At 53.6% G+C, this 20,459-nt stretch carries 1 protein-coding gene (only partly in view); it reads right to left on the minus strand.

Annotation, left to right across the window (positions count from 1 at the left end; translation table 11 throughout):
- Positions 1-20,459, minus strand: the 3' portion of a protein-coding gene (locus ACOJUN_RS17975) for a TcdA/TcdB catalytic glycosyltransferase domain-containing protein (RefSeq protein ID WP_422133285.1). It continues 8,110 nt past the right edge of the window; the window shows 20,459 of its 28,569 coding nt (coding positions 8,111-28,569); its start codon lies beyond the right edge, outside the window; its stop codon occupies positions 1-3.

Genomic DNA, 20,459 nt, shown 5'->3' on the forward strand with positions numbered 1-20,459 from the left:
TTATATTCCCGGCGTCGTCAGGTTCTGAATTATTCTGCCACTTGCCGTCGGCACATACGATGGACTCTCACCACTGCGATTGCCCATCGTGGCATTGATCTCCTGAACCAGACGCTGGTAGTGTTGGTTCAGTCCTGTGTCATTCAGACTTGCCACCACGCGTTGTTCACTGTCCGCTTCACCCGCTCCAACGTCATCTTTCTCACCTCCGGCCAGACTGCCCAGGTATTTCACCAGCCGTTGCCCCCGGCGAATGATCCTGTTCAGAAGAGGCAGGGTTCCGTTGCCTCCACCCTGAGCAGCCAATGCATCCTCCGGGATGCTCTCATTCAGTGGGCGTTTGCCATTTGACTGCGGGGCGTCCACTTGCGCAAGCACTTCGCTCATATTGAGCACCCGGTTATTGACGATCAGGCGCTCAATGGTCTCGCCTTGCTTGCTGAAAAAATTCTGCACTCGAAGGCTCTGGGTGGAGTTTGTCGGCTCAGCGCTATTGTCGCTGTTTTTTAGCAGGCCAGTATTTGGCGAGACCGTCAGGATAAGATCCCCGCCTGCTTTTTGATAGTGCAATGTCTGGCAGTCATGGGTATTAACCTCGAGCTGGTCAGCCGTGCCAGTGGCGTTTGCCAGAACCCATTGGTCAGTGTTAGAGAAGTCATCGCCAGCAAAGTAGTAAGTGGCGCTCTCTTCATCTATCAGATACTGATGTCCGGGGATTTTTTCCTGTAAAAGTGAATAGCCAGATTTCAGCCGTTGACGGATGAATTGCTTGTTATCCAGAATCCCGTCATCCAGCTCCAGACTGTCTGGCCAATCATTGGCATAGAAGAGGTGAGGGTATCGCCAATCGCCTATCCTCACCAGACGTTCGACACCACCGGATGCCATCATGTTTATGCCTTCAGGCGACGGGAGATGCCGACTGATGACCAGTTTCTCAACGGCATAACAGTTCAGCGCCCGAATTTTTCTGCGTGGCCTGAGGGCCTCGGTTTCCAAAACAACCCGGCCATCCCGGTAGATGGTTAGAAACCCTCTGTCATCTATTGTCATAGCCAGGTGCTGACGGGGGGAGGTAAAAAATGGCATGACCTTTCTATGAAAGACCCTGACTCCCTTCGTTAGCCTGATCTCCAGCCCACCAGGTTTCTGGCTCAAGCTGATGGCATCAGAGCCGTCAGCATCGGCAAAATGAATCAGCGTGCTCCCGGCCCGTGTTAGCCCGCCGAGGGGCAAGTCCTGGCGAATCCAGGCTGCCAGGATAAAACTGCCGCCAGTGACCGGAGGCGGCAGCAGGTGGGATAAGCCGGCTGGACAAGGAGCCTGGTCACTACTGTCAGTGGTATTGCGCTGAGCCAGCGGACGCCAGCTTGCTGCCTGCAAATCCGTAAGGCTGACACCTTCCAGCTGAACCCGGTTAAACGAAGAGGGGTCAAAGAACAGCTTCACCGTGCCATTTTCTTTGCCATCTTTCTGTGAATTTTCCAGTTCCAGGCTGACAAGGTTATTGCCGGGGCCGGGATATACGCTGGCACCACTGCTTTTAAGATGAAAAATATCATTTCCCGACTCTCCGAACAGCCCGGCCTCCGGCTTGACCGTACCCGAGATGAAGAACACGTCATCACCTGGCCCGCCATGCACCGATGCCGTGACATTGCTGAGCTGGTAAGTGCTGTCCAGCCGATTGTCAACAGTCAGCCTGGAGTGATAGTAACTCCGAAGGTTTTGGCCGGTCAGAACTCTGGCTTCGTTACTGACCGGATCAATCGTTGTCAGGTGCCAGATATGCTGCTCCAGACTGTCAATAAAGTGCCCGGTAACCAGACTGCTGTCTTCGCGTACACAATGGGGAACGTGCCGTAAATCGATGCTGAAAAATATTTGTCCATCGTAGTTTACTTCCAGAAGGGTATAGTTTTCGGTCAGCCGCCAGTCCAGCTTTTCCGGTTGTACCCCATGCAATATCAGGCTATTCCCGTTGTCCCGGTCTATGATTTGGGTGCCATTGGCCTGGGCGTGGATAACGTAAGTATCCGGACCCAGGTGACCAGAAAGCAGGTCCGGCCCCAGGTTCGCCACCATCCGGTCAGCGTCTTCGCTACCATAATGTCGGTTGTATCCTGTTCCCCCGATGGTGGTGGTGATTGAACTATTGCCCCTGATGTGGGCAGCGGAAATTATGAAAGTATCATCGCCCCCTTTGCCATCGACGGTGAGTCCGGCGAGGGCCGGGATTTCGAAAAAATCGTCGCTGGTCGGGCCATTGAAAACCTCAAAATTTCTGACCGTGGAATCCCATGTCTGATAGGTGACCTGCGATCCGGGCAGCAGGAGCGTAAAGAACAAACGACTTTTGATGTTTATATCCGGTGAGCAGGGTTGCGTATCGTTTACAGGACAAGAGTGGCGCACTGAGTTTTTTTGCACGGACAGTTTCAGCCGGACAAATTCCGGGGCAAGGGTTGCCTGGCTTAAGTCCAGTGTGTCTTTGCCCGGACCACCGTTAAAATGGATATAGGCGGGCAGCTTCAGAACAAAAAGGTAGTCATCCCCTCCCTGGCCATTAAAACTGCGCAGGGCACCTCTGGACACATAAACGTTATCGTTATCATCACCGGAAAATCTTATGTTGCCCTTCCCGGTGTCCTCCAGGATAAAGTGATCGACCGTTAAACCATTCTTCAGGTCGACCGTCACATCACGACTCACGGACAAATCAAAGACCAGTGTATTGGCACCGCTACCGCCGTCCAGCGAGGTACCCTTCTGCCAGGGGGCGTCAATGATGACCCGGTCGTCTCCGTCCCCCATGCTCACCTTGTCCAGGCCACCCCCGGTGCTGAAAATATCCGTACCATTGCTGCCAAAGTAGCTATCATCTCCCGAGGTCCCGGCAATCTTGTCCATAGCATTGAATAGGGTCTGGTGATAGCGCCAGCTGCCGGTTGAGTCAGTATTTCGCCATCGGGTCTTTATGATGCCCTCTGTCACATTGACGGTCATGCCATCCAGTTGATACTTCAAGAGGGTCACCTTGGCGGTCAGACTTCTGGAGCTTCGCCGCAAGAGCCGGGTACTATAAACGACGGCAGACTTGTAATGTACCAGCTGGTTGTGTCCCTCTCCGCCGGTAATCACTGTCGTATTACCCAGGCCAACCGTGAACAGGTTATTGCCTCCCATATCCTGCAACCGGTCATCACCTCCCATGCCCAGCAACACGTTATCCGTGGATGGGTTGCCCGTCAGCTGATCATTGCCCGGGCCGCCAATAATAATGGGGATGCCAGAGTATGAGTCTGAAGACAGGTCAAGGTGAACCGTCGGCATAATCACCGAGCTGTTGTATAAAGGGGAGGGACTGCATTTGCGAATAAAAGGAGTCTCGAAGGTATAATCCATCTCCAGCATGTTCAGGGTTTTGGCCATTGGCTGACCGGGGAATATTCGGGTCCATTTAGACAACGAGGTATATTGGCCTGCCTTCCTGAATCCCGGTATCACCTGAGGGCGCCCATGTTGTTTTCTGCGACCGTCTGCCCCGGTTTCAAACAATGTTAAAGTCAGTGTGTGCCATAATTCCAAAGAAGTAATACCTTGGATATTCCTTGGTACGGCTGCGTCTTCAGAAGGCCTCGGCTGTTGCTTCAGCCTCCGCAAAATACCAGAACCTTCGGTGAGCATCTGCTGTTGATTCAGCTTAAACGTCAGCTTCCGCAAAACACCAGTGCCTGGTTTGCATCTGGAAGAGGCGAAACCAAACTCAACCACCAGCGTGATATTATTGCTTTCCTGGCTACCAATCCTGTGCAGACCAGCGCCGAGGGTTTTTCCTTCATCGGCAAGGCTCTCCAGCTCAGCCTTTTTACGCCATTGATCCCGGGGAAATTCACCCACAGGTTTGTCAGGGTGGCGATTTAAAAATGCCAACATCTCCTCTTTAGTAAAGCTATAGTCATCCACAACCCTGGTGATCCGGCATGTTCTGCTGCCTGAAATAATATGACTCGAGAGGGTAGTGTTCCTCAGGATTGTCAGGGACTCGGTCAGTGACCGGGAAGGTTGTTTGCCCACCACATCGTCCCAGTAAATACCAGTATTGACCTGTACTGTGTTGAAGTTGGATAAACCGGGGGAATGAAAGACAAAAGTCGCATGCTTGTCAGGCATTTGAGCGTCAAAAAGCAGGTTCAGGCTCTCGTCAAAGGGATTAAACGTCAAACTGGCCTTCTGACGGTGCTCACAGGCGTTACCGACTATTTCCCAACGGACCACCACGACTGGCCATTTTCCTGTTGCAGGCTTCTGGTGTTGATAAGCGTGAATTTTGTGATTGCCAAGATCGCTGCCACGACGCAGCCAGATGGTGTCTGCATGAGTGCCCGTGTATACCTCATGCCAGCCCTCACCCAGCATCACCCTGTTAAAGCCGCTGCGCAACCGGATAGAGGTTTCTCCGCCGTTGGCGACCACCGTGTCGTTCCCGCCCCGGACATCCACGACATTGGTGCCGTTGGTGATAACGAACAGGGTATTGCCGTGGTCTCCCCAGATCCTGTCATTGCCCGGGGAGCCCTGAATGACCTCTACCTGTTCCAGATGCTGCCCTGTCGACGAATCAGACGGGTTCCGGTGGCTGAGGTCCAGCCTGACCCCATTTTTTTTAAGACGGTAAGAAACGGTATCCCTGCCAGGACCTCCATACACCTCGTTCGAGCCCTCACCCAACAACGCCAGGTCATCACCCGTCCCCAGGTGGATCAGGTTGGTGCCATCGCCAGCACTGACAACATCATTCCCGCCCAGGGTATGGGCTACATTTTTACCCCCCCGCAAATAAATTTTGTTGGGCTCGGCGGTTCCCCGTACTATCAGACCTTGCTTCGAACCCACCACATTTTCAATACCGCTAATTGTCCCCCCGGTTTCCAGCAGCTGACAGAGGGTTGTGTAAAATACGGTGGGCTCATTGGGTTGGTCTCTTTTGCTGCGTTCTATCAGTCCCTGCTTGCTGAAGTAATACACGTCCTCGTTCGACTTCAGGTAGATGCCCTGATTCGAAAAATAAACATGGCCTCTTTGTGTATGTCCTCTCCAGTTGCTGGCGAATTTGTACAGGATTTTCCCAGCGTAATAGAAGGTCTGGCTGCGGTACTGATCAGAAATCCGTTTTACGCCTGTGTGCTTTTGATCGTACCCCGTCAGTAAATGTTCAGATATCAATACTTTGTCGTTTTGTTCACGCAGGTAGTCAGCTTTTATCTCTGACAGCGGGGCAATGTATAATTTCTTTGGATTCAGATCCTCGTCGGGGGTGGATGCGGTGGTTCTGAAACTGCGCTCTGATATGCGAAAGAGCAGAAGAGAGGTTGTTCCCCCTGTTTCCCTGCCATCCGGCGCAAGGCGTTTAAGGTTGTGGTCTTGCAGGTATTCAGCAAAATGGTTACGCCAGCGTCCCTGTTCCAAGTTAACCTCGAAGAATGCCCGGGATTCTGTCCTGCGAAGGTAATGGTAACCCTTAACCTTTTGCGAGAAATTGTTGATTCTGGAGTAAGGAAACCTGACCTCTGCCGGCAAAACCAGGGTATCTTTTCCATACCCCCCTCTAATGTTTCCTCTGCCTAAACCCGGTTGCAGCACGTCATTGCCAGTACCGCCATACTGTTCGATATCGCCAAGGCCATCTACGAGCCGGTCATTATCAGCGCCGCCGGACTGTAGCGCGCCGTCAAAAATAGTGTCATCACCGGGTCCGCCAAAGCCTTTCCCGCGATATTGCAGATAGAGGACGTCATTACCTCTGTTGCCATAGGCACTCCCTGAATCGCCGATCCAGATCCTGTCATTACCGGGGCCCCCAAACGCCGTCCCTGACTTTTCGATCCGGATAATATCGTGGCCGCGGCCTCCTTCTGCTTTACCTTTCTTAAGGATCAACTGGTCATGGCCTGTTCCGCCATAAAGCTCCCCTCGGTCAGCGATCAGGGTGTCATTGCCACCCAGACCATAAAATATCTTGTAACCTTTCTGGCCATACATATAGTCCTGCTCAGACGTCCCACTCAGTACTCGCCTGAGGTTGAGCCGATCTTCAAGGGCCAGTCCCTTGTCTCTTTTGCCACCCAGAAGTCGGCTAATGGATATCTTTAATGATTCGAGATTATCCTCATACTTATCCTGATCAAGAAAATCGCTGGCGTCCTGGAAGAGCTGAAACTTCCTGTAGCCCGCTTTCTCAAATTGATCGGCCTTGCCGTCAACGTATTTCTTGAATTCGTCGCCTGCCAATAAAGCCTCGAAATCCTGCCTGGCGTTAGGTGGCGGCATCAGTGCCGCCAGGGCAGTCTGCACGAAGCCCAGCAGTGTGCTGACCAGGTCCACTAGCAGACCCAGCGGTGGACAGAGGAAGTCCAGCGCCGTACTGAGCACATCAAGGCCAAGCGTCATCAAATCCAGGCTCATCATTGCCACAAAAAGGGTCGCCTGTTTGTGGTTGCCAGCCTTGCTTGCCGCATCGGCGTTTTCGACATTACCGTTCAGCGAAAGAAAACCAGAGACAATAGCAACGACATTGCCAATAACCGGTAAAGCCCTGGCAACCATTCGCGACGCTTTCGGGCCCAGTTTTAAAGCGACGCCAATAGTCCCTGCCGGATTTTTCGTTTTGACAAGGGTTTTGCTCAGCAACCAGTTGCCGCTCATAGCGAGGGTGTAGGTTGAGCCGATGATGTTCAGGCTCGTCCCTGCATAGGCCATGTCCCTGGCATCATCAGGCATCGCGTACCCGTACTTTTCCAGATTGATCAGTGTCATCGTGGACATGGCTAAACCAGCGATGGCATTCCCTGCGCCGAAACCCACTCTGGCTCGGGTGAATTTCTTACTCCGGTCCAGCCGGTCCAGCGTGCGCATGAATTTCCCTTGCCATCTTTTCGACCCGCCTCCAGGTGTGGTGTCACCGGGCTCAGAGCCATCGCCGCCGGTATGGCCTTTTCGGGGCTGGAGGCGCGCCATGAATTCCGGGCTTGCAAGCAGCTGTTCCTTGACATAGCGGGTGTCGTCGGCGCTGTAGCCCGAGTCATTGAGCAAAATGACCATTCGGTCAATGACTTGCTCCGGCGTCAGTCCCTGTCGTTCCGCCAGCGCTTGCCGTAACAGATCAAGAAGATTCTTTCTAAACCTCGGATTGTCGAGAATGTCCTCGGTGGTAACCGCCGCAAAACGTCCCTGTTCCAGCAGCAGGAAGGCGTCTGCCAGCAACCCCTTGTCACCAGCAGTCTGTCTGATATTAATGAAGCGTCCACTGACCTCAATGGCATCCAGGTGACTGCTGACCCGGTCCATCAGAGCTATCAGGGTTCTGACCGGCCCGAAGCCGTAGCACAGTACGCAGTCTGCATCGGGCAGCCTCGTTGCCTGACCGGCTGGCAAACCTGTCTGGTCCAGTTTCTGCAGGGCCTCCCGGAAATGACGGTCGGACATATCAACCATGTCAGCCATCTGGCCAAAATCGATATCACTTCTGAGTGCGGCAACGCTGTCGGCCACATTCTGGCGAATATCTCTGGCCAGAGTGCGGGCTTCGGAGGAACTTTCCCGCTTCAGCCTGTCCGCCATCCCGATAAAGCTGGTCAGACGTTCCAGCAAGCCGGAGAGGGTCAGCTTGCCTTCCTTAACCGTGAACTCGCCGACCAGCGACTCTGGCGACAGGCTGTCTATGCCCTCGGGTAGTCTGACCCGCTTCTGTTGCAGGGCCAGGAATGTTTTTGTCTGATCCTCTGGTTTCTGTGCTTGGGCGGCTTGCAGCAGAGCCAGTGCTGCCGCGGCGGTCAGCGGACTGTCAGCGTCGCCATTGCCCAGCACCAGTGTGTGTTGGGCAGGCATCAGGTAGGAGGCATCGGCGGTCATTGAAGGGTCGGTCAGCACCCGAATCATCAGGTTGCCGGAGGTCAGCGAAAATGCCTTTTTCCCGGTCAGGCTCAGTAGCCCGTTGAGCCGCTGATAAAGCCCGGTGGCAAGCCTTTCAGGCAGGGAACCCAGCGCGGTGACCTCTGCCGCAAGCAATTTCCCGGCGATGGTTTCGGCCAGACCGGCCGGGATGGCTGACTGCCGGGTATATTGCAGGAAACCCTCTGCAAACTGCTGGCGGGTGACATCGTCCATCTTGTCAATAATGGCATTGACCTGGCCGGTAATGTCAATGTCCTTCAGTTCACTAAAAGTCTCATAATGGCGTGCCAGCTGTGACAGGTAAGCCTCGGTGCCCGAAGCACTTTTACCCGGATTCAGGGGCCGCCGTAACAGTTGCTTCAGACCATCCTGTGATTGGGGAGACATAAGCGGGAAAGGATTGCCCGGGCCCGCCGGGGTTATTTTCAGATAACGCCTTTTACCGTCTGCCATAACGATATGACGAGGGCTGCTGGCGGTGGTTTCAATGGTCGTATCCTGCCCCACTAAAGCTTGCACAGACGTTGGTTCTTTGCTCTGGGCGTCCTGCTGTTGGTTAACCGGCAACTGGAACGGCTTGCCGACGCGCTGTCGCAGTTCTACTGCCTCTTTGAATACGGTGTCCACATCTTGCTTCATATTGGCCAGCAGGCCGGTGTCAAAACGCTCCCAGCCGAGTCCCCGGGCAACAAAAGTGCAGGCTTTTTCCAGTGCGGCGACTGTGGATGTCCCCGAATTTTTGGATGTCTCCGAATTTTTGGATGTCCCCGAATTTTTGGATGTCCTTGAATTCTTTATGGATGTCCTCGAATTCTTTATGGATGTCCTCGAATTCTTTATGGATGTCCTCGAATTCTTTATGGATGTCCTCGTATTCTCGTTTGTGGATGTCCTCGTATTTCTCTCCAGGTTTGCGATTTCATTGATGTCGCTGTCAGGCAGTATGGCCGTTACTGCATCGGTGACTCCCAGGTGTATCCGGCTGGCTGGCTGGCCGTTGCTACCCAGAACCTGCTCCATCTTCCAGTAGATAAAATGAACCAGCAGTGACTTCAGGTAAGCGCTGGCAAAGACTTTTGGCCCGAAAAAGTTTTTTGCCGCCACCCGACTTAACCCCAGCAGCCTGGCGTCAAGCAGGGATTCCATGCCGGAACCGACACTCCAGAAGGCCCGGTAATCCGCGTTGATCAGCTCAGAGCCGGGGGGCGGGGGAATATAGGGGGCGATGGTATGATCAAAGTGGGGAGCTGGGATCAAGGGAGCAGAAGATCGTTTTTCACTGACGATCTTGTTGAAAAGAGTGCGCTCACTGACACTGACTTTAATTTCCCCTTTGGCAAGGCTGTCCTTTATTGCCTGAATCCTGGCGCTATTATGCAGCTCCAAATACGCCAGTGCCCGGCGGTAATCGGCCTCAGTACCACCTTCAGCTAACAGCAGGTTATGATAGCCTGCGACCAGTTGCCGATAGAGGCCTGTGCCTGAGGGATTGTCAGCCACCGGGGTCAGTTCGAACTGACGGGTCAGTCCCAGGGTGCGCGACTCACCGTCAGGCACTGTCCCGGTGTTGATCCCGAACTGCCGCCGCACTTGCTGGCGCAAGGCTGACAGCGACCCACCACCACCCTCAAGAGCTTTCAACAGACTGGCACCGACCAGGCTCGCCAGGGTTTCCCGGAAAATAAATGGCTTGTTCCTGTCCTTCGTGCCCAGCCTTAAAAGGACAATGCCGCTGCCTGTCCCACTCACCTCGACACGACTGTCCACCAAGGGCAAGAGAGGCTTGAGGCTGATTCTTATTTTAAACGGGCTATCATCGGCAATGCCCGCGTCCCTGATGGGTTGCACCAACGCCTGAAGAAGGTTCGACAGACGTGACTCAGCCATCCCCCGGGCAATGAGCTGAAGGTCGTTCTGTAATTGCTCTTTGCCAATACGGCCCTTCCGTTGCAGTCTGCGATAAGGCTCCATGAAGACAAGCAGCCTGATCTGCAAAAGACGGTCTGGCCAGCGATCGGGAAGCTCGACGCGAAAGACCTTGCGGTGCTCTTCGCTGCGGATCAGGGTATAGCCAGGCCCTTGGTCGGAAAAAGCCAGGTCATCCCGGCGACCCAGCGTGAACGTCTTTTGGCCGGCTGTGGTCTGAACCCGGGCCTGGTGACGACCCAGCCCGGTATCGGTGATGAAAGTCGGGGCCTTCCTGCCCGGGCCCGGAGGCAATGGCGGATTTTTTTGCAGGCGATCAAGCCATTTATTGGCCCTCAGGGCATTGGTCCGCAACCTGGTCTGGTCTGTGGTTTCCAAACCTCTGAGCCGCCGTTGAAAAAAATACTCCGCCAGCAGCGGCTCAGCGCCGGTCAGGGACGGTTTTTTGAGCAAATCAACAAGGGTGTCGTCCAGGTTGTCGGTCTGCTGCCGGGACAGCGGTGACAGGGTACGCTCGATCGCGTCCCGGAAATAGTCCGGGTCGGAGGCAGGGGCATGCTGAAGCTCGGCCTGCAGTGCCGCCCCGGCAGGCGGCTGCTGTCTCAACAGTGCCAGCAAACCGTTAAGCTCATCCCCTGCCGGAGCGGCCAGGGGGCTGTTCTGGCTTTCAATGGCAATGAGATGCTGGTTACCCAACCGGGTGACCTTTTGCCGCCCGGTGCTGGTCAGGACAAGGTTTTTCCGGCTACCAGCGGTGACCGGCACATTGTCGTAGGAATCCTCTCCGAGAGGAAGCTGTCCGGGGTCGGCCCATTTATCGCGCACCGCCTTTGCATCTGCCAGTAACGTCTCTGCACGACTTAACCAGGTCAACAACGACTGTCGTTTGGTCGTCGTGAGGGTGCTGCCCCGTCGGTCTTTCAGGGCATCGCTCAGCACACCCTCAAGGTGCCCGGCAAGATCATCGATCCCGGCCAGTGCTTTCAGCTCATCTTTGTCGAGCACAGCCGTGACCACATCCGCCGGGTCAGCCAGAAGTGCAAGCTGCGAAGTTACCATACCCTGGTTGACCAGCCCACTCCAGGCCACCTGGGTCAACAGTGAACGGAGGTTCCCCAGCCTCGAACGACCAGCGCCGGGTAACTGGTCAACCCGTTGGTTGCAAAAATACTGAACCCGCTGAAACAGTAGACGGGTTTCCCTATCTCCTACCAACTGGTCAAAGCCGGACAGGGGCTCGGCAATGGCTTTATAGGCAATGCGGACCTGCTGGCGGGTTTTCACGGTCGTTATCCCGCCTGCTGCAGTGACCACCTGAACAGGCTCGGGGGCGGCAGCATTGGTCTGGACGGTCTGCAGGTCGAACTGCTTGCGAAGTTGATTTTCCAGTTGCAGCAGCGTCCGGTCCCCGGTGATTTTTTTCCCCTGCAACCAGGTCATGGCGATAGCCGGTGAGTCCGACTGGTCAGTACTGGCCAGTGCTGCCCGACACAAATCTTTCAGGACAGAGGCCAGTGCCCCCAGGTAATTACTGGTGGAGTGACGTTGCCCGGCCAACACCGCCGGGTCCACCTGCAACAGCACCAGCCTGTTGCCGCTCAGGTCCCCGTTGCCATCCCGGCGATAGGGTATCACCCGGTCAGCGAGAGCCTGTTTGTCGAGCCTGATCACCAGCCTCAGAGGGTTGGGGGGCGCCATACCGGGGAACAGCTTACTGTCCAGCTCAGTCATAGTGGCGGGTTGGATAAAGCTGTCGGGGAATCCCAGGGCATTGACCAGACGCTGCCCTGCCGGGCTGGCAATAAAGACTCTCAGTTCTGACAGCAGCCGTTGGGCCTGGTTTGCCAGTGGCTGGCCGGGGCGATAGTCGGCAGTAAGGATCACGGCTATCCTGTCATCCGTGCCCGTCAGCGTCCGTAGCTCGGAACTGACGGCTGACAGCCGATGATTTTCCCGGCGGGCAGCGGCCAGTTGCTCCTCCAGCGGTTCCGCCGGGTTGAGTTTGTACAGCCCGTTTGTATCTGACGCGGCATTGTCCAGTTTCAAGCCATAAACTGTCTGGCCATGGTCGTTCTTTTCCAGCACCGGGATCAAGGTTTTCCCGCTGCTGTCGTAGGCGGCTAACAGCCTGTCATCGGTTTGCAGGCGGATTGCGCGGTAGTGATCGCCATCTTCCGAAATTAGCTGATAAACCTCGCCACCGGAACGCTTGACCGCCACCGACGTCGTGGTCAATGTTCCGTCCGAAATCACACGCTCATCTGGGGAACCGCCGCTATTGTGAATACTGTCATGGAGCGAAACTTCATCGTCCAGAGGGGTGGCTGTGATATCGTTACCTGAACGGCTAAGCACTCTGTGCAGCTTACCTTGGTAGGTCAGGAACTCAACTTTGTAATAAGGTTTGCCGGTATCGGTGTCACTGATGTCTGTACTGTCAATGCCCAAAAGGGGGTGATCCGCCAGATTTCCCGTCAGGAGCAGGCGAGTTCCGCACCCGCCGACCCCGCGTCGGCAGCGCTTCTGGTCTGACGCATCCGGGTCCTTGATGACGACAACCTTCAACCCGCTTTCAGAGCGAACCAGCCGGTAGGTCGATGGAGCAAACCCGGCTGCATCGGTTGCCGGGGCTTGGGAGTTGACCGCTGTTTTAAGCGTGTTTATGAAGCTGATCAGTTCCCGCTGCTCAGGGGCCTGATAGGCCAGAACGTCGCTCAGTTGTTCGACCTGCTGATGGCTGAGCATCCCCCTGAACAGGTCCCTGTTATCATTCGACAGTTTCCGGTCAAACTCGTACAGTGCCCTGGCGAAGGTGCCAATATCCGGGTCATCCCGGTGCGTCTGAAGGTAGTCAGAGACCCTGTCAAAGCTCAATGTGAGTAATTCAGGCTTCCAGGCGAACAGCCACGTCATCGCCTGTTTAAAGTCTTTCTGACTGGCGGGTGAACCAATGGGGTCAAACTGACGCTCAATGGCCTCCCGATTGTTGTCTGCCAGAAGGGTATAGAGAGTATTGGCCTGGTTCAGCGCAGGCAGGGAAACCCATTGTTGGGCAGCGTCAAAACCAATGGAGTTGCCCAGTTGCGCCAGTTGTCCGGCCTCCTTTGGCCAGCCAGACTGGAACAGGGCAGCATCGACAGCCTCTATACTCTTGGCCAGACTCAGGGCATAGAACCGGTCGACGACTGTGCCAAAGGACTCGAGGGTCAGCGAAGGGTTCTTCTTCATTCCAAGCTCAATGATGACCGCCGTACCCGTGACCCGCAAGCTGGACGCCTGCAGTAAAATATGGGGGTTTAACCGCCAGTGGACAGGCCGCCCCGCACTCAGGTCAAGCCGGTGCTGCTTGTGGAATTCTCGACGATGGCTTTCCCCCTGGTGACTGAGAATTTCAATAAACCGCCCGACATCATCCCGGAAACGGTCGGGTGCCATCTGGCCGTCCTGCAGGGCTTGCCGGTACAGTCTGCCGCTGTGGCGCCTATCCAGAAACGATCCGGGAAACTGGCTACTGTGTGACCCCCTCAGCAGCATCTGTTGAAGATCGGGTGATGGGGCCTTTTTGTGGGTTACCGGCAACAGAGAGCCAGCATGAAAATAGACCTTGCTGCCATCTTCGGTGGTCAGCGTGTTCTCGCCTGAGAGCGATTCCAGACTCTTGATGCGAAACATCGCCGGTGTCTCAGGATTATCACCTTGAATGATCTGCTCATTGATAACGCCAAGCTGGATTTTGGTAAGGGCACGGGCCAGCCGCCTGACATCGGCCTCCGGATAGTTGGAACCATATTGACCCAGTGCTTCCACCAGGGTGAAACGCTGCAATTTTGGTAATGAGGAGAAGCGTCTCGAAAACCACGGCCAGTCGGTATCCATCCTGGACATTGCCATTTCAAGAAAGGTACGGGTAACCTCCTGATCGCGGCCCAGCGAGTCCGGTTTTAACGCCAGTTTGAGAGGGCCCGTCAGCTTATCGGACTGATACAGCTGCTCCATACTGCTGCTTTCGAGCGGCAGAGCTGCGTCCAGCAGATAATGGCCATCGGCGTCTTTGAAGACCCGTCGCGTTGTGCCGTACTCTGACATCAGCCCGGTCCAGAGTTCCCGGTATTTTCCGCCATCCGCGAGGGGCAGCGAGTAGGTGTCAGGCAGTGTGCCGGGCAAGAGTCCGGTGCCGTTGGCAAGGCGGTAATCCAGGGCCGTCCCCAGCAGGTCCTTGATCCTGTCACCCGCTTGCGGGTCCGGGGTACCGACTGCCTGTTGTGCAAGATCAGTGACCAGATCGTCAGTGACTTGTTGCAGGCCAACACGGTTGATGTGGTGACTGAGTGTGGTCACGGCATCGTCTGAGAGGTAAGTGTGGATATAGTCTGCCAGCCTTGCCCCCGGAAACAGGGCTTGCCCGGGCAGGTCGTCGCTCGACAGTCGGAACAACAACAGGGTAAACAGCGACCTTAACTGGGCATGGATTGCCTCGTTGCCTGAAGCCGGGATAACAGTGTTCACAAACCGGGTGGCGGCCTGCAGGCTGGCCAGCAGTCGCTCTCTCTCAGGACCGTCAGTGACAGCAAACAGAACAGGGGCCAGGGGCTTGTCCAGGTTCCCGGAGGGAAACCTCAGGATGATTCCGGTGTCTGCCTTGCCGGTGATTTTTGTCTGCCAGATTGTCTTCGGCTCATCAACATAAGGAGGCAGCCGGTGCCTGAAATACCCGTCAAACTTTGAGTGAAAGAGTCGGTCACTGAGCGGTTGAGGCTGCGTCGAGATAATTTTGTCCACTGCGTAAAAAGTGGCTTCCAACTTATCCCTGTTGGTGGTCTGATGACTCAGTGAAAGGGGGGGCGTTACCAGTTGCAAACCCGGATAGAGTCCCGGACCAAGCCATTTCAGGGTGGTCAAAGGTGTAGCACCGATTTTTATCGGGCTTTGATACATCAGGGTGTGCGATCCGGTGGGTCGGTGGACCGTGTAAGTTATTTTTTCAAAGATTAACCGGCCCAGGGCGTTGTCTTTTTTTACTGGCTCCGTATTGGCAAGCCGTTCGTGAAAGGTCCAGACCAAATCCCGGTTTTTAACCGGGCCAGACTGGGTCGAGATCGTTTTACCCAGTGCCTGAAAAGCGGCATCCAGCAAAGGCCGGTGCCTGCTCAGCTCATCCAGGGAGAGTGGGGCTGTTATCAGTTGCAGGCCCGGTTGACTGTCGGCAGCCAGCCATTTAAGGGTGAATAAAGGTGAGTCATTGACGACTGTCGGGCTTCTGGCCAGCAGGCTTTCCAGTATGGCAGGTTTGTCAATGGTGTAGGTTTTTTCAAGGACGATCCGGCCAGATGCGGTGTCCTCTTTCAGATTCAGATTCCCGGTGTCGGCAAGCTGCACCAGGGGCGCCAGCCCCATTTGCTGGCGAACCCTTCTTTCAATCCCTTCAACCTCTGAAGGGGCAAGCTGACGGCCACCGTTCAGTTCATGGCCGGATTTAACCAGGGCAGTAAACACTGGAATCAAGCTGGACAAACGGTTTTTTTGACTGGCAGCGGCATCGGGGTTAATCACCACTTTCTCGCCAGTGTGTGATAACCAAACGACGATTTGCTGCTTTCCGGCCACGGCTTTCGGGGCATCAACGGTCAGGGTCTGATCTTGAGATAAAGCTGCGGGATCGTTCCTGATTCTCTTCAGGTAATCTTTGCCCAGATGCGTGGTCAGGAAGTCCTGAAGGCCATCGACTAATAAAAGATACTCTGTGCCCCCATAACGAAAGTAAGCACGGCTCAGTTTTACCGAGATGTGGCGGTCAACCTTAAATGCGGTAGTGCCATCGAACGAATCACGGTCATCATAAAACGAGTCAATAGCCCCAACCCATATCATCGTATTGAGCCCGGCGGTTAATGATGGTTTTTTCTCCGTCAGGGCCTGTTGCAGATAAGTACATCCCGCTTTCCCGATAGCCTGACGCAGAACCAGACCCGCCAGTTCATCGGGCAGGTTCCCGTGTGTTTTCACCAGAGCCGAGACAAAAGTGTCCAGGGATACTTTGGGGTGCTGACGATGGTAGTTCCGAACCCGTTCAAAGGCCTCTTTCAGCCTGCCCTGATCATGCTGGGCGGACAACCGGTAGAGAACCCGGGCGAAATCCGCGACCGACCCGGAAGCAAACTGCCAGTTGTGATTGATGCTGCCGATGCCATTCAAAAACTGTGTATACAGGGGGGCTTTCTGCTTTGGAAAAGCGACCGGTACCCGTTCTGTGGTCAGGCCATAGCTACTGCCAGTGCTGATGGCCGATAATCCCCAGACCGCCTGCAACTCCCTTTGAGTCTGACCGAGTGCCACCAATTCGGGATGGTTTAAAAGGGCTATTGCGAACAGCTTTCCTATAGCGATAGCCTTATGGCTATCAGAAGTAATGTCCTTTATTCCCACCGTCAGGGTCAGCGGATGGTTATTCAGATGACTCTGATACGAGCGCCATTCGGGTTCAAGGATGATGGTCATTTCCCGAAACAAGCGACCCAGTGACATTCCGTTCCCGGAAACGATCTTTGCCGACTCAAGAACGGCTTTAATAAAATCTTCGTCTCCGGAGTCCAAAAGTCTGTAGAGAGTGGCGGGCAGATTGAGTTTTACCAGCCGCTGCCAGCGGGCAACAAGCAGGGCGTCGCTGTCAATGGTTTTCAACGGAAGGTCATTATTGAGCTGGTAAGCCCCGGCCACCCGCTGAAAGTCAAAATCTACGGACACTATTTTTTGCAACTGCGCCAGGGTGTCCCAGGATGATTCTGATCGCCCGCCGGTCATTGCCTTAAGATGGGCAAAAAGTAGCAACTGGCCCAGTGCGTCCTGCCCGGCTGCGTCCGGTGCCGCCCGCTGATGGCTGACGAAGGAGCGGTTCACATGCTCCCGCTTTGCGCGGTCAAGTTGACCCAGCCGGTCGAGGATGGACACCTTTACCCAGTCCCGGTAATGCCAGGTTCCGGTGTCAGAGGTGAGCAGGGATTGAGCTCTTTTAATAAAGACTTGGTCAACGCCCGGGTCTGTTCCCAGCAGATCCGGATCCTGGACTGACTTTATTAATGCAGTTGTTTCGGGATCGGGAGGAGCTACAGCAATATTGGCGAGCTTGGCCGAAGGTTTGCGAACCTCAATGGCGGAGAAGTAATGGATTCCACCCTCTCCACTGTCATGACTGACGATTTTTACTCTTGAATTTGGTTCAACGGAATCAAGAAAAAATATTATTCCGCTTTGAGGAAGTTTGAAACAGTCCTTATAAACATTATTTAGCAGCATTCGCCCATGTTTAATACGATAATCCAGTAAATTCACAAACAGCGAGCTTACTCTGGCTCTTAGTTTTTCTGTAGGCACGTGCCAATTTCGGCCAGCCCCCTCTGCCTCCGCTCCCTTTTCGACCAGCCCATTGATCGTTTCTTCAATCAGCGAAAAAAAGTCTGGGCCATAATTGATTGCGGCATAAAGACGCTCAGCATCAAGGCTGGAAATGACTGACATAATAAGGTCAGCGGTAGCAAATCTTGGTAATCCACCGAGTTTAGTCACAGGACCACCAGCCGTGTTGCCGAGCTTTCCGCGATTGAATTCTTCTGTTGAGCTATCCAGTACCTGTTTATAGAGGTGCAGGGTGAACATTGATGCTAATAAAGGAGAATGCTCCAGATTCAGCTTTTGCAAAAGCTCGTTGGCGCCGTATTGACACTGCTGAAAAACCTTTTTTAAGAAATCATTTTTTAGCGGTGCCATAAGATCAGGTATGACAGACGTTATATCTCCGAATGCACGAAGGTCAATTGAAATATTAATTTGTGGTCTTCGATGATGGGCCCCCATTTTTTTATTCCAGGTTTTCAGTGAGAATTTCTTCTCTGCATTTGGGTTAAACCTCACGGCAAAATGGTGAAGAAACTCTTGCGAGTATTTTTTTTCCAATCGCACCTTTGACAATGCACTATTGTAATCATCAACCAGATTTTTTGTCGTATAATCACCTTTGTCATTTTCAGGTGCGCTATTCACGGTGGCTATTAGAGCTTCCATGGCATCATAAAAACCTGAAGACTTATCCCGATAAAAAGAAAGGGGTTGTGGTCCGGTAATGATTTCCAGTAAAGTCCCAGCAGCTCTCCAATCACTCGTTCTGTCGGTGGTTAACATCAGTGAAGCGTAGGAATTGTCAACTGCACCCTCAGGAATCCCGGCTGAGCGTGCAAATTGGATTTTATCTGGAGTATGTATCTCTACGTAGTGCACTTCCATCTCAATGCCGATTCGCCTGGGATTTTCTATTACTGGGACATTTATTTTTCCCTTAATCTCTGAAACAGAGGGTTCAAGCTCACGCAGGATCTGTTTTTTGATGCGCAAGTAATTGCTGAAATCGCCGCCGGTTTTTTTTAACTTATACGATGCAACAACAAACTGACTGATCAGGCCAGCCATAATGTAATGTGTTTCAACAGCCGTTTTACCTGCGATGGAGTAACGGGTTGGATCAAATTTCAGGACACTGCCGGCATTACCCACCAGAACCGGCTCAGGCGGCAGTGTGCCGGATGAACCGGGGGGAGTGGGCACCAGTAATAGCCGGACAGAGTCAGGTATTTTGACCTGGTCAAAGTTTTTACCGGCAGAAGCATCTATAACACCCTGATTCACCAGAGCCTGGAGATCTCCAAAGACTTGGCTCCGTCCTTCATTCAATGCATTGGAAAAACCCTCGAATTTAGAGGTTTCTTTAAGCATTTGAATAAATCCGATAACGTTATTCCGCAATAAAAACAGCTGTTTTAAAGGAATATCGTTTACCAGAACATATTTGATAAATTGACCAGAGAACAAGAGCGCGATCTTCGGCTGCGAACCTTTACCACCATAGGTATCTGGTAGGATTTCTGAAATAAATCCGGGGCTATCCGGCTTGATTTCATGACCATAGACGTCCATGAAAGAAGAAAACGTTTTGCCAGCGTACGGAATTTTGTCTGGCAGCTTTTGCATAGCACCCAGATCTGACAACAACTTGTTCCTGTCTTTAGGGGGTAAACCGGAGCTGGTTATTCGTTTTTCCAACATCCGGTAGTCCGCGTTCTGCAACTCCAGTGCAGAACGCAGGCGCGAAACCTGCATCTTTTTCCAATAATCTGTGTGTATATCAACCAGACCCTGCACAAAAGTATCGACAGAGGTCTCCGGGTTTTTTTCGAGGTGATTAATAACGGTTCTGACCGAATGGGCAAGACGCTCTTCCCTGAACAATCCCTCCAATGCCAAATGGAAATCATCCACAGTGCCCCGGGCAAACTTAAGATCATGATCTTTACTGTGAGTGACCAGCACCTGATAAACCGGATCACTGTCATTGGGCAGTCGCCGCAGTTTCAGACCATTGTCATAACCGTAATGGCCAACAAGAAAAAGAGGGTAATCCGTTTCCCATATTTCCATAGCCCTGACGATAACAGAGAGGGGTACCTGCTTTGCTTGCAGTTGCAGGAGCAGAGCCAGTCCGTAGGATTGAGTCATCACCCGGGCAAGGCGGGTGTTAGACAAACCTGGCCGTACATCAGCAAGTCCGACCCGAATCATAACAGGCTCATTTTTTTCCCACTGCCGGATAATCACCCGACTGTCCCAGGTCAGGCGGTCTGATTCCAGCCGGATATCAACGAGCGGACTGATCGTCTCCAAACCATTATCTTTCTGCCATTTGCGCCAGAGCAGAAGGCTATCGATGAATTTATTCGGTTTATTGAAATAGCCAATCACATCCTCCAGTCCTTTTGGTGGTTCATCCCATTGCGCCAGCTCACGCAGCTGGGAGTGATAAGCATTATGATCAATGGCAGAGATAGAAAAGGGCGAACGAGCCCCCAGAACGGTCTGTGAGGAAGAATAGCGATCTTCGTCGTAGGGCAGAGAAAAGTCCAGATAAGCCCGGTGTTCAGGGTTTTCCGGAAGCGGAACCCTGAAGCCGCTGTTGTCGTCGGGAAGTCGGCTGGACAACTCCGCGATCAGCAGCTTCTGCTGGCGATTGGGCTTGTCACCGTTTTCCAGCGTGGTGACTACGCTGGCCACCAGACGCGACAAGAGTTTTTGCATCAGGCTCTGGACTGCCCGGTGCCCGGTGTCGAAGTGATCAACTTCATTGGCCAGTGTGACCACATCAGCCAGCGGCAGTCGGGCTATTTTTTCATCGAGCCGCTGTTCTGGCAGGGAGGATGAGCGATGGGAATAGGCTGACTCAATGGCCTTGATCAGCGTTTGGGCATTACGCTTCTCCAGCGGACCTGAGGACTGGAGCATAAACAGGATATTGCGCAGATTGTCCGGAAAAATCCCGCCGTTAAACTCTGGCACGCTCACCAGAACATAAGTTTCGCCCGCAGGGTTGGCGACAACAGGCAGGTATTTGCCAGGTTTGTCGCCAGCAAAAGACTCTCTGTCAGGCAGAGGCACAGGATCCGTGAAACTGACCTTACCATCCGGTTGGTGCTTCAGCCTTTTTTTAACCTCACGCGAAAGGGTATTTTGAAACGACTTTCTTTGTTCATGCCTTTTCCAGG

It is taken from the genome of Endozoicomonas sp. ALD040, from assembly GCF_049275945.1.
In the GTDB taxonomy this organism is placed as follows: domain Bacteria; phylum Pseudomonadota; class Gammaproteobacteria; order Pseudomonadales; family Endozoicomonadaceae; genus Endozoicomonas_A.